Origin of the sequence: Thermoanaerobacter thermocopriae JCM 7501 (assembly GCF_001310975.1) — a bacterium.
GTDB classification, from domain to species: domain Bacteria; phylum Bacillota; class Thermoanaerobacteria; order Thermoanaerobacterales; family Thermoanaerobacteraceae; genus Thermoanaerobacter; species Thermoanaerobacter thermocopriae.
The window spans coordinates 1-12,984 of the sequence record NZ_BAZY01000021.1 but is presented as its reverse complement, the minus strand read 5'-3'; the positions used below and the strand labels follow the sequence as shown (position 1 = coordinate 12,984).

The following is a 12,984-nucleotide window of genomic DNA, read 5'->3' as shown; positions in this document are numbered from 1 at the left end:
CCTTACTTTGCTTCAACTTTTTTAATCTCATCTTCATAATTAGCTACTAAAAAGTACAAAATACTCACTACTATTCTTGCAATACCTGTTAAAATCATAAAAACTACATAACCAATTTGTGTATAAAGCCACATTCCAAACATAGGAGCAATAAAAGCAGCAATTTGGGTAATTAATGTAAAAACTGCTATGTAACTCATTTTTCCTGATGTAGGAGGTAAAAGTTCTAACAGCCAATTTAAAAGCAACATGTTATAACCTCCTACAGCTATACCCCCTAAAAAATCAAAAACAGCACCAACATAAAGGCTTTTAGTTGTAGCCCACATAAGAGGAATAAATCCTAGAAGCAATGCACTTAATGCAACAGTAAATCCGTTTCCTTTTTTGTTAGAAAGGTCAGCCCATTTATAAAAAGCTAAAATAGACCCAATCGAGGAAACAATAGTAAATATACTCATCCATCCGTTGTTAGCATGCAAAAAATTCACTTTATATACGGTAAATATAGGCCAAGCCATTATCCATGTAAAATAATATATAAAAGAAGTTATATTAAAATATATGAATTTTTTGGACTCCAACATGTTTTTAAAAGCTTCGTAAAAATTTGCGGGATTGGCTTCCTCCAAATCGCTTTCCACCACGTAAAACCTTGAAAAATAATAAGATTCTATTAATCCGAAAATAAATGCAATGGTAAATATTACTTGATAATTAATAGGAAATACTATATTATCAAGCAACCATCCTGTTACCAAACTGTAATTGTTGCCACAATTGTCGTCCAAAAATTTCTGTCAGCGAAAACTTTACTTCTATATTCGTGAGGAATTAATTCACTCATAAAAGACTGCCAGCACATACCAACCGCCATAGAAGGTAAATTCATTACTCCTACTAATATGACTACAATCCACGGTTGGAACTCCTTATTAAAAAAGGGAGCAAGAGCAAGTAAAAAATAAAAAGCTCGTGCAATATAAAGAACAATATAAGCAAATTTATGAACATTCTTTAAGCTATTAATCAAGTAGGTCACAGGAATTACTCCAATTACCACCATAAGGGCGGGAAGAGAATTTAAAAGAGATACCTGAAAATCGTCGGCTCCTAATTTTATGGCATATATTCCAATAAAAGGGTTAACCATATTAAAGCCTATAGCCCATGCAAGACCATTTATCATATTCATTTTTATGTTGTATTTCAAATGCTTGTAAACCTCTAAGTTCTTTTTCATACCTCTCCCTCAAAATTGATATTTTAATTTTAGATTATCACGTTTTTTAAATTCTTTCAATAAACAATAAATCAAAATGCCCCTTAAAGGAGCATTTTGATTTTATAAAGCTTTTGTAGCGATTTCTTTAAGAATTTTTTCTATAAACTCACTTAAGGAAATAGCACCTAGATCCCCTTCTTTTCTTGACCTTAAAGATACTGTCCCTTGTTCTACTTCTTTATCCCCTACAATCAGCATATAGGGAATCTTTTGAAGTTGTGCCTCTCGTATTTTGTATCCTACTTTTTCATTTCTGTCGTCCAATTCAGCTCTTATGTCATTTTCCAACAGACGCCCATATACATTTTGGGCATAAGCATAGTGTTTATCAGATATAGGCAAAACTCTAACTTGTACTGGCGCCAGCCAAGTTGGGAAAGCCCCCGCAAAATGTTCAGTAAGAATTCCAATAAATCTTTCTATACTTCCGTAAATTACCCTGTGTAACATTATAGGTCTGTGTTTTTCTCCATCTGGGCCTATATACTCCAGTTCAAACCTTTCAGGCATCTGGAAATCTAATTGGATAGTTCCACATTGCCATGTACGACCTATGCTGTCTTTTAAATGAAAATCTATTTTGGGTCCGTAAAATGCACCATCCCCCTCATTAACTTTATATGGTAAATTCACGCGGTTTAAAGCAGAAATCAAAGCATTTGTGGCCAATTCCCAGTCTTCATCAGACCCCATAGAATTTTCAGGACGTGTAGACAATTCAACAAAATACTCAAAGCCAAAGATTTTATAGAAATAATCCACTAAATTTATAACCCCTAAAATTTCGTCTTCTACCTGCTCAGGAGTCATAAACAAGTGAGCATCATCCTGAGTAAAACTTCTTACTCTCATAAGCCCATGCAAAACTCCTGAAAGTTCATGTCTATGCACTAAACCCAATTCACAAAGTCTTAAGGGTAAATCCCTGTAACTATGCATTGTAGATTTGTAAACAAGCATTGCTCCAGGACAATTCATGGGTTTTATCGCGTAAGTTTCACCGTCTATTTCAGTAAAATACATATTTTCTTTGTAATGGTCCCAGTGTCCAGATCTACGCCACAATTCCTCATTTAAAATTATAGGTGTTTTTATTTCCTGATAACCGTGCTTCATATGTTCCTTACGCCAAAAATCTTCTAAAATGTTTCTTATAATCATTCCTTTAGGATGGAAAAATGGAAAGCCTGGTCCTTCAGGGTGGATACTAAACAAATCCAGCTCTTTCCCTAATTTTCTATGGTCTCTCTTTTTTGCTTCTTCTAACATATGTAAATATTCATCTAACATGCTTTTTTTAGGAAAGCTTATTCCATATATTCTTTGAAGCATTTTATTTTTTTCGTCGCCTTTCCAGTAGGCACCAGCAACTGATAACAATTTAATAGTCTTTACCATACCTGTTGACATAAGGTGAGGTCCTGCGCAAAGGTCAGTAAATTCTCCTTGTTTGTAAAAAGAAATTTCCTCCCCTTCTGGTATCTCTTTAATTAGCTCCACTTTATAAGGTTCACCTTTTCCCTCCATTAATTTTATAGCTTTATCCTTTGGAAGAACAAATCTTTCCAACTTATAATCCTCTTTTATAATTTTATTCATTTCCTGCTCTATAGCCTCAAAGTCTTCCGTTGTAAAAGGCCTATCTGTGTCGAAATCATAGTAAAAACCATTGTCTATGGCTGGACCAATTGCCAATTTCACATCTTTAAAAAGCCTTTTTACAGCTTGTGCTAAAATATGGGAAGAAGTGTGCCAATAAATCTTTTTCCCTTCTTCATCATCAAAAGTCAAAATTTCTAATTTTCCGTCCTCCTCAATTTTTGTATTAAGTTCTACTACTTTGCCATTAAACTTTCCACCAACGGCTTCTTTTGCTAATCTTTCACTTATACTTTTAGCTATTTCATAAACTGTCATACCCTTTTCAAATTCTCTTTGTGTACCATCTTTTAATGTGAGAATCATTCAACTACCTCCTTTGCAAAATCTTAAATAAAAAACCTCTTACCCCGTAAAGAGGCAGAGGTTCTCTGCGGTTCCACTCTTTTTTATACTCTGGTATTATATCGGAATAACCGTTCGGATTCATCATCCGCAGCTCCGGGGTGGTTTTCGATATTCAGAACATTTGAATGATCTCAGCCTATGTCATTCAATCTCTGTGATGTTCATCAAATATCTACTTTCCCCCTCATTGCTTTAATATTCAATTTTTTAATCATTATATCTTTCCCTAAAGCTTTTGTCAATAATAATTTTATAAAAATTGTATTATAACTGCTTGCAATACCCCTATAATAAACCCCAAGACTCCTCCCATAAGCTCTATCGTATAAAGTTCATTGTGAGCAACTTTAAACACCACATTCTCCAATTTCTCTAATTCAAAACTTTTTATCTTTTTCTCTACAATTTCTGATATTTTAAGCCTTTTTGAAATAATCTCCACCATTTCATTAGAAGGAGAATTCAAAAATACTTCTACTTCTCTATTTATAATCTCACCGATATACCTTGATATCATTCCTTTTATAGCCTTAGGAAAAAAAGAAGGAAGTTTATTCTCTGTAACTTCTTTGACTTTTAAATCCAAATTCGATAACAATAATTTCCGATTTTCTTCTGTTAAAAGCCTGTCCCATAAATCATTAAAAGATAACAATTCCATTTCCACAATTTCACCTATTGATTTAGCAATTTCACATTTTCTTTTAGGGATAAGCCCTTGTAATGTTATACCGAAAAATTTTATAGGTTTAAAAGGCTTAAATAGCATTTTAACGGCGATAAAATTCGTAAACCATCCAATAGCAGCTCCTACAAAAGCTAAAAATAGCATCCTTGTTAAAAATTGCATTCCACCACCTCTAAATTTTAAAAAATCACCAAATATAATAATATCAGATTTTGACGAATTTTAAAACCCAGCCTTAAGCTGGGCTATTTTTCACACTTAATTTTTGAACACAACTCACAACCATAGCAAATTTCCACTTTGTTATTAAAAACTTTTTTAATGGTCTCTAAAATTTCCCTATTTCTCATATTGTTAATGGAATGAAAAAATATCTTTTTAGGAGCTATGGTTATAAGCGTACTCATCAAAGCATCTTCATCACTTATAACACCATCTTTTAATTCATTAACTATTTCATCAATAAAATCACTAGATATTGGTTTAGAATTTTCATCATAAAGTTTAAACTTGCCATTTTTATCAACAATGACATTCAATACTTCAACTTTTGAGTCCTGTAATTCCACAAAGTATTTAAGTAAACCTATAACTCGTTATACTCTTTTCTCATTAAAAATTCATCAACAGCTTTATCTGTAACTTCGCTAAGTTCGCCAATAAAATCCCTAAGTCTAAAATTCACAAACCCTTCTAAGTCTATATAATCACTCTCTTTTAAAAAATCCCTTATCAATACAAAAATTTGCTCTTTTTTTGCCAATTTAAATGTTTCTCTATTCACGTCGTCTTCCAAAATATTGTAAGCAATTTTTTCTATTTCCTCTTTTTCATCTTCTGAAAAATAATGGTAATATTTATTGATTAATTTTTTTATTATCCGTTTGTCAATTTGGTTAACTATTATATCTGAAATAGCTTCTGCTATATAATTTCTTATTCTCCCAACATTACTAAAACCTTGATTATCTTCAACTTTTAAGCTATAATACGTAACTGGGCCATATACATTAGAATTTATTGCAATTTTTATACCATTTTCAGCTAAATTTTTTAAACCATGTTTCAAATTTTCTTCATCTAGTTTTAAATCCTTTGAAACACCTATGGAAAATAGTTGCAATCTTCTCACTCCCTTCGTTAATAGTATATGTCTCTTTTTCTCGTTTTTATCTGTTTTAAATCAGTGGAATGATGGAACCAATGTCTTTTATTTGTTTAAAAGTAAGATAAACAATTTCAATTCCTTTTTTATATAAAAATTCAATAATTTTTTCATAATTTTTGTGAGATTTAAACACACCAGTCACTGCTAATTTTTTCTCTCCTATAAGCCCCATTGCACCGCCAATAAATCCGTATTCAAAACCCTTTAAAAAAACACCTCCAGGTTCTATCAAAAGTGCTTCAAAACCATTATCAACTGCTACCTCAAATATTCCTTTGTCTGAAGTTATAAAGCTATTATCATCTATGATTGCCATATTACATTTTGTATAACCTTGCCTTACATTTAAAAACTTGACGCCTTTTCTTTCTAAGGACTCTCTTAAAACAGGATCTGTGTACTTCAAATTGTGAAAAGCTGTGTTTCCCAATCTTGCTACATTATATGCGATATCATAAGGATAGTTACGTTTCAAAAAAGTTTGTCCTATTTTTACTTTTAAACCTATTAATTTCAATTTGTGTATAAACTCTGGTGTCACATTGGGGGCTACAATAATTTCTCCATCTCCTAACGGATGTAAAAGTATATCGGGATGGAAAGAAATAGCATCGTATAAATCTGCACATTTTTCCGTATATAAAACTTTTATTCCTAACTTAAACAAACTATCTCCAATTTCCCTCTCCCTTCCATCAATTACAACCCATTTAAAATTACCATGGGGAACAAAAGGATTAAACATTTTTTCACCCTCTTTCCTCATATAAAAATAGAGCATACTGCTATATGCCCTAACTTTTTTTATCATTTTAAATAACAACTAACATCATCTTTTCCTTTTAAAATTGTCTTTATGTGATACCATCCCATATTATTATATAAAAATCTTGGCAAAAACCACATCATTAATAAAGTTTTACGCAGTTTCTCCAAAGAAAAAAGAATAATATTTTGAAATTTTTTCTTCCAATGTGTCCATACTTATAAAGCGAGCCTCTCTTATTGCCTCTTTTCCATCCACATAAACTATTACAGTAGGAACAGTAAAAACAGAAAACTTACCAGAAGCCACCGGAATCTCGTCAATAGGAATGTGAAAACTTTTTATTTTTGGATAATTTGCTAGCATTTTTTCAAGTTTAGGAAGTAATGAAGTACATATTCCGCAATCTTGTGTAGAAAAATAAAGAAACACTATATCATTTTCCTTTATAATTTGTTCTATATTTTCTATGTCGATAATTTTTACCATAATTCCCCTCCAGTCCAAAAGACTACAAACGATTAGAGTTTAAAAATCAAAAAATATAAGCCCTTTCTAGGGCTTTTTGCTATGTTTTAAACTTTTATATTTTTATGGAGGCGACACCCGGATTCGAACCGGGGAATAAAGGTTTTGCAGACCTCTGCCTTACCACTTGGCTATGTCGCCATAATGGAGCGGACAACGAGACTCGAACTCGCGACCCTCACCTTGGCAAGGTGATGCTCTACCACCTGAGCTATGTCCGCATAAATGGTGCCTCGAAGTGGAATCGAACCACTGACACAGGGATTTTCAGTCCCTTGCTCTACCAACTGAGCTATCGAGGCATAACTGGCGACCCAGAAGGGACTTGAACCCTCGGCCTCCAGCGTGACAGGCTGGCGCTCTAACCAACTGAGCTACTGGGCCTGGTGGTCGCAATAGGACTCGAACCTATGACCCCCTGCTTGTAAGGCAGGTGCTCTCCCAGCTGAGCTATACGACCATTTTACTGCCGTGCAAGTAATAGTATACATAAAAAACTGCTATTAGTCAACACTATTTTGAGGATTTTTTCGCCTTTACGTCTAATTAAGAATAAAAAATATTGGTGATTCTCTTAAATTTGCTTTATTCCTCTGCAATTCTCAGCAATTCTTTAAGTCTACTTTCCTCTATTATATACTTTTTGCCACAAAAATGGCACACCATTTCAACTGATTGTCCTTCTGCAATAAGTTTATTTATCTCATCTTTTCCAAGCGCAATTATTGCAGTTTCAAATCTTTCTTGTGAACAATCACATTCATATTTTAAATCTGTCCGTTCTAAAATATCAAATCCCAACTCCCCTAATATAATGTTCAATATATCTTCCGGCAGATGTCCTTCCATCAGCAATTCTGTCACTGAAGAAATATTCTTAAGTTTTTCTTCTAACTTTGCTACAACTTCTTCCTCAATATCGGGCAATAACTGTATAATAAAGCTCCAGCAGCTAAGACATTTCCTTCTTTACCAACTAACACTCCTACCCCAACAGCAGAAGGTATCTGTTCAGAAGCATAAAAATAATAGGCTATATCTTCTCCAATTTCTCCAGTTTGAAGCTTTACAGTTCCAACGTAAGGTTCTTTTAAACCTATATCCTTTATTACAGTCACATATCCATTTTTACCAACAGCCTTGCCTACATCTAATTTCCCTTTTTCAGAAAGTGGCAAATCCACTGTAGGATCTCCTATATACCCTTTGACAATTCCTGGGTAATTTGACACTGCAACGATATTACCAATCGGTCCATCACCTTTTATAACTAAGGTAACCTTATCTTTTTCTCCTTTCATCGTAACTCTCATCATAGCAACAGCAGTCAAAGCTCTTCCTAAAGCTGCACAAGTAGTAGGTGTTAGATTGTGAATTTCTCTAGCCTTCTGGACAGTTTGCGTTGAAAAAGCTGCAATAGCTAATATTTTATTATTATAACCTGTAGCTCTTACAATGTAATCTTTCATATTCCTACCTCCTATATTAAAAAACCCTAACATATCAATGTTAGGGTTTGATTTCGCGTCAGTTTACCTTTCTTACCTTAGAAGCTTGTGGTCCTTTTGCAGCTTCAACTACCTCGAATTCAACTTTTTGTCCTTCCTCTAATGTCTTAAAGCCATCGCCTTCAATTGCTGAGTAATGGACAAATACGTCTGTCCCATCCTCCCTTTCAATAAAGCCATACCCTTTCTCGGCATTAAACCATTTTACTTTACCTCTTACCATTTATATCTTCCTCCAAACTTGATAAATAATTTACTTTTCTATCATAGCACTTATATATCAAATTGTCAAATTTTTTATTGAAATTTTATTATATCCCATATATTTCCAAGAGCGTAACTTGCTTTTTCTCTTATAACTACATCAGCTTTATAATCATAAGGAGTTTCAGTTGCATTTATAATTATTAAATGTCTTACCATATCTGGCAAAAAGTTTACTGGTGAAACTGTCAAAGAAGAACCTATAACTATCAATAAATCGCTTGACTTTACTTCTTTTAGTGCTAAATCAAATGCATAAGGCATAGGGTCTCCAAAAAGCACTACATCTGGCGCAATACGCCATTACAATCATCACAGCAAGGAGGAATTTGTTTTTTATTTACTTTTTCCTCTAAAATTTCAAAAGAAACTTTTTTACCACAACGTAAACAACTTCCTTCTCTCGTATTGCCGTGGACTTCAAATACATTTTTAGAACCAGCTTTTTGATGAAGATTGTCTATATTTTGTGTAATTACTCCAGAAATTATACCATCTTTCTCCATTTCGCTCAATATGTAATGAGCTTCATTAGGCTTAGCATTTCTCATTGAAGACAAAATCTTGAAACCAACTTTATAAAATTCTTCCGGGGAATTGTACAATACTCTTGTCGACAAAACCTCCATCGGATCTAAATTCTCCCACAAGCCTGTTCCTGGACTTCTAAAATCAGGTATACCACTTTCCGTTGATATTCCCGCTCCTGTCAATACCATAGTTTTTTTTGACTGCCTAATGAGACGAGCAGCCTCTTCAAACAAGCTTTTATCCCCCATCATAATTCACCTCAAATAAAGTATATCACAACTTATCTTTTTTTCCTACCTCCCGTTTCAATTTCATCTTTTTCTTAACTATTGAACCTATCTTCAGTTTCTTGGGCAGATAACTTAGACCATCCAACTTTTTTTACTTTTTCAAGAAGTCCTAATTCTTCAGCCGCTTCAAGTTTTAAAATTTCATTATCCATTTTAATCCTCCTCCCAATTTAAAGAACTGTAATATATCTTTTTCCCTGTGCTGGCATCTATCATAAACTCCAAAGAGTTAGGTATATACAATAATTTACCTTTTTTATTCTCTGTTATAAAATAGTACATTTTAAAACCACTATCCATAAAAATATTTTGAGCAACTTGTATATTGATAGTATTGTCTATCTTTGGGAAATCAATATAATCCCAATTAAAAATTATTTTTTTAATTATTCCTTCCTCATTTGTTTCAATTGTTATATAATTATTAGAAATTATCGTATTGTTTGTTTGTCTATAAAAAGTATAAATTTTATTATCTCGATAATTCATAGGATATGCTACCAAAAAATCACAAGACAAATAATTATAAAGATGTTCTTTCACATATGTCTTTGCCTCTTCCATATCAAGTATTCTAAAATTTTTCTTATTATAGCTCCAATAACCAAAACCTAAGTGAAGAATATTTTGGTCGTGAGAATCAATTGCTACATTTATATTTAAAATTTTGTCTTTTAAACTTGTAAAATTCCAATCATAGGTCACAGCCGGTTTACCCGTCAAATAAAAATTATTCACATAACCGGATTTGATCAAGGAAATTTTATCTATTTTTAAACTCCTCGCTATATCATGAGCAATTGTCTCTGGATTTTTAAAATTAAAACAATTGCCTTTTAACTTTACAAAATCCAGTGTAACCATTTCTTCTTTAATATCATTTCCCTTATAATCAGTAAAAATACCACTTTTAGCGTCAATTCCGTAAAATAAAGGATTCAAAGAGGGGATATAAACTAACTGGTACTTTTGGCCTTCTTTATAAAGCATAAGCTGAGGGATAACATATCTTTGATATAAGCTTTTTATCTCATCAACACTTTTAATATTTTTTGTATCATCATATTCCACATCTTCCGAAAGATTTTCACCAAAAAATTTAACAACTTCTCCTGAATGAGAATTTATGTATACAACTATTTCTCTATTATTTACTATGAGGCTATTTATCACTTTCTTAAATATTAGCTTATAAATATATGGTTTTTCTAAACTTTCATCAATATACTCATCATCTGAAAGGCTTTTTACAAATTGATATTCCTCTCCTGTAATCGAAGATATCAAATTGTGTGCTAAAATTATCGACTCATCTTCTGAATACACCACTGATAAGTTTTTGTCAAAAGGCATAAAGGTATTTACGTAGTAATCTATATATTCCACCTTATCATTGTTACTATTATATACAATTTTTAAAGCCTTAAAGGGATTATTTCCTTCAAATTTAAAGCTGTATAATCCATTTTCCAATTTATATTCAACTAATTTTAACCCATTTGCAAATGGTACCTTCATCATTATTTTTTGCAATATTATTTCTTCTAAATAAGTATTAGCTTCTGAATAGGCACTTGATAAATTTAAAAATAATATTAAGGCAATCAATCCTGCTAAACAGATTTTTTAACCATACATAGACCTCCTTGAAAATATTTCCATATATACTATTCTATGTATGGTTAAATTCCTGCTTATATAACAAAAAAAATCCGGATAACCCGGATTTTTTAAACTGCTATCACTTCTTTTACTTCAGGAATTTCTTCCTTGATGGCCCTTTCAATGCCTTCTTTCAGCGTCAAAGTAGCAAAAGGGCATCCTCCACAAGCACCTGTCAGCCTTATCTTTACAATTCCATCCTCTGTAACGTCAATAAGTTCCACATCTCCTCCATCTGCTTGAAGAGATGGCCTTAGAAGCTCTAACACTTCTTCTACTCTTTCTCTCATAGCCTATCCTCCTTCCTGACACAATTATTATACCACAAAAAATAAATAGAAATCTATTTTTTGAGTTTTTGACTTATAATTTCCGCAACTTTCTCTAAAAATCTTCTATCTTCTTCATCAAAAGCAGCTAAATCATCGCTGTCAATATCTATTTCTCCTATTATCTCACCATTAGCCCATATTGGCACTACAATTTCCGATTTCGTCTCAAGACTACAAGCCAAATAATTATCTTCTTTTGTAACATCATCAACAATTACAGTGCTTTTTTCTGCAACAGCTCTTCCACAAACTCCCTGTCCCACTTTTATTCTCACATGTTCAGTAGGTCTACCAATATAAGGCCCTATTACTAACTCTCCATCTTTCATGAAATAAAAACCTGTCCAATTGTAGTAAGGAACATTGTCTGCTAATATCTTAACAACTTCACCATAAAATTCATTCATATCATCAATTTCTTTTGCCCTCTGGTCAATTTTAACTAATAAGTCATCAAAAACTTTTCTTTTTTCCATCTTTCCAGCTCCTCTGTGAGAAATTTACTAATATAATTTTACCATTAAAATGTGGTAAAATAAAGTAGTTTCCTTTTAATTTAACAATAGTTAAAGATAAATTCAATTGCCTTAAATAAGAAAACTCCTCAAAAGCAGTTTTAATTGTAAAATTGTTTATCAGAGTCATTTAAAACCCTTCTAATCATCCAGTATGCCAATATCAAAATGAAAGGTGTTACTAACTGAGTTAAAGTAAAAAATCCTATTCCCCATTTTTCATTTAAATATACAGGCCATATTAAAGGATTATCCCTTACAGTTTCTTCAATTAAACCTCTCATTAATTGATAGTAAAATATAAAAGACCAAAATTGATATCCATCAGCATATGCTTTTTTTGTATATAAAAATACCTTATGAGAAGTATTACTCCCATAGCAACTCCTACTAATTGCGCAGGCCATCTCCCAAAAGCAAATTCAGTCGGCCTTCCCAATACTTCATGATTAAAAATATTGCCAATTCTAACTAATATGTTTCCAATAGCAAGACCTAAAACTGCAAAATCCTCCAAGGGATTTATCCTCACACCTTTTTTACGACAATAATAAAGCCCCGCTAAAAAACCACCTAAAACTGCTCCATGCCATGAAAGTCCACCTTCATAAATCTTTAACACTTGAATAGGATTTTTAATAAACCACTCAGGATAATTTGCCAACACAAACATAAGTCGAGCACCTACAACTCCTGAAATTACGACAATCATCAAAAGATTAAGCAAAAAATCTTCATCGTAATTCAGTTTCATCGCCTGTCGGTACAAATAATATCCACCAATAGCAATAGAAATAGCCATAAAAATTCCATACCAATGAACAGCAATTGGACCAATTTTAAAAGCATAAGGACTAATTGTCGGAATGTACATTGTACAACCTCCATATAGTAGTTTTTGAAAAGTAAACTCTGAAAGATTTTCATTATACTACCATTCTACAGCATTTCGATAATATGTCAAGAGGTGACTTAAATATTGCGAACCAAAATAAAAATCCCGGCATATATCACATGCCGGAAACCTTCAACTTACTGGTGGGGTTAACAGGATTCGAACCTGTGGCCTCTACGATGTGAGCGTAGCGCTCTGACCAGCTGAGCTATAACCCCACTCTTCATTTTTATTATATACATCCTTCTAAACCATGTCAATCACAAATTTTTTGAGGATAGTGTCGAGATACTGTAGGATTTTTTAAGACAACCCCTGGAACTTAGTTAATTTCAGGGCTTCGTCTTATCATGTTTTTTATATAACTTGTGCATATTTTATTGCTCTTATAACCCTATATATTGGCGTTACTTTCCCTATATTCAAAACCGTAATATTAGGTTAAGGGAGTTAAAATAAAATTGTGTCCACTGTATAATTAGAATTGAAATAATCCTCAAAGGAGGTCACCGAGAATGAATAAAAACGAAATTTATGAAACTGCT

At 32.6% G+C, this 12,984-nt stretch carries 8 protein-coding genes, 6 tRNA genes, 6 pseudogenes and 1 other annotated feature; all 20 genes and pseudogenes read right to left on the bottom strand.

Translation table 11 applies throughout. The annotated features are described in order from the left end of the window. Window positions 1-2: 2 nt before the first annotated feature. Window positions 3-1,243, bottom strand: a pseudogene (locus JCM7501_RS08565) (MFS transporter). A 102-nt stretch (window positions 1,244-1,345) separates the two neighbouring features. Next, window positions 1,346-3,250, bottom strand: a complete 1,905-nt coding sequence (thrS, locus tag JCM7501_RS08560; protein ID WP_028992709.1) for a threonine--tRNA ligase — start codon at window positions 3,248-3,250, stop codon at window positions 1,346-1,348. Window positions 3,251-3,297: 47 nt separating this feature from the next. Next, window positions 3,298-3,489, bottom strand: a binding site (T-box leader). Window positions 3,490-3,542: 53 nt separating this feature from the next. Beyond that, window positions 3,543-4,142: a DUF445 domain-containing protein gene (locus JCM7501_RS08555; RefSeq protein WP_012995512.1), complete on the bottom strand. Its 600-nt coding sequence runs from the start codon at window positions 4,140-4,142 to the stop codon at window positions 3,543-3,545. Between the two features lie 83 nt (window positions 4,143-4,225). Next, window positions 4,226-5,103: pseudogene (gene ytxC / locus JCM7501_RS15925) on the bottom strand (putative sporulation protein YtxC). Between the two features lie 55 nt (window positions 5,104-5,158). Beyond that, the gene (locus JCM7501_RS08545; protein WP_013150522.1) at window positions 5,159-5,893 is read right to left on the bottom strand and encodes a DUF6873 family GME fold protein; all 735 of its coding nucleotides are present in this window, start codon (window positions 5,891-5,893) and stop codon (window positions 5,159-5,161) included. Window positions 5,894-6,067: 174 nt separating this feature from the next. Next, window positions 6,068-6,403 carry a thioredoxin family protein gene (locus tag JCM7501_RS08540; RefSeq protein WP_028992708.1) on the bottom strand — a complete coding sequence of 112 codons (336 nt, stop codon included), beginning with the start codon at window positions 6,401-6,403 and terminating at the stop codon, window positions 6,068-6,070. A gap of 105 nt (window positions 6,404-6,508) precedes the next feature. Continuing rightward, window positions 6,509-6,583: transfer RNA gene (locus tag JCM7501_RS08535), tRNA-Cys, on the bottom strand. 4 nt (window positions 6,584-6,587) lie between these two features. Then, a tRNA-Gly gene (locus JCM7501_RS08530) sits at window positions 6,588-6,663 on the bottom strand. A 5-nt stretch (window positions 6,664-6,668) separates the two neighbouring features. Then, window positions 6,669-6,744: transfer RNA gene (locus tag JCM7501_RS08525), tRNA-Phe, on the bottom strand. A gap of 5 nt (window positions 6,745-6,749) precedes the next feature. Then, window positions 6,750-6,826 (bottom strand) — tRNA-Asp (locus JCM7501_RS08520). Beyond that, a tRNA-Val gene (locus JCM7501_RS08515) sits at window positions 6,827-6,902 on the bottom strand. Window positions 6,903-7,027: 125 nt separating this feature from the next. Then, window positions 7,028-7,911, bottom strand: a pseudogene (gene hslO / locus JCM7501_RS08510) (Hsp33 family molecular chaperone HslO). A gap of 58 nt (window positions 7,912-7,969) precedes the next feature. Beyond that, entirely contained in the window at window positions 7,970-8,173 is a 204-nt protein-coding gene (locus tag JCM7501_RS08505; RefSeq protein ID WP_003867228.1) for a cold-shock protein, read from the bottom strand. A gap of 74 nt (window positions 8,174-8,247) precedes the next feature. Beyond that, window positions 8,248-8,993, bottom strand: a pseudogene (locus JCM7501_RS08500) (NAD-dependent protein deacylase). A 25-nt stretch (window positions 8,994-9,018) separates the two neighbouring features. Next, window positions 9,019-9,187, bottom strand: a pseudogene (locus JCM7501_RS16245) (small, acid-soluble spore protein, alpha/beta type). A 1-nt stretch (window position 9,188) separates the two neighbouring features. Then, window positions 9,189-10,643 (bottom strand): hypothetical protein, encoded by a 1,455-nt coding sequence (locus tag JCM7501_RS08490; RefSeq protein ID WP_256201319.1) that lies wholly within the window; start codon window positions 10,641-10,643, stop codon window positions 9,189-9,191. A 122-nt stretch (window positions 10,644-10,765) separates the two neighbouring features. Next, complete coding sequence (locus JCM7501_RS08485) at window positions 10,766-10,987, bottom strand: NifU family protein (RefSeq protein WP_028992705.1); 222 nt, start codon at window positions 10,985-10,987, stop codon at window positions 10,766-10,768. A gap of 53 nt (window positions 10,988-11,040) precedes the next feature. Further along, window positions 11,041-11,505: a GAF domain-containing protein gene (locus tag JCM7501_RS08480; RefSeq protein WP_028992704.1), complete on the bottom strand. Its 465-nt coding sequence runs from the start codon at window positions 11,503-11,505 to the stop codon at window positions 11,041-11,043. Window positions 11,506-11,645: 140 nt separating this feature from the next. Next, a pseudogene (locus tag JCM7501_RS08470) lies at window positions 11,646-12,418 on the bottom strand (prolipoprotein diacylglyceryl transferase). 162 nt (window positions 12,419-12,580) lie between these two features. Beyond that, window positions 12,581-12,657: transfer RNA gene (locus tag JCM7501_RS08465), tRNA-Val, on the bottom strand. Window positions 12,658-12,984: the final 327 nt, after the last annotated feature.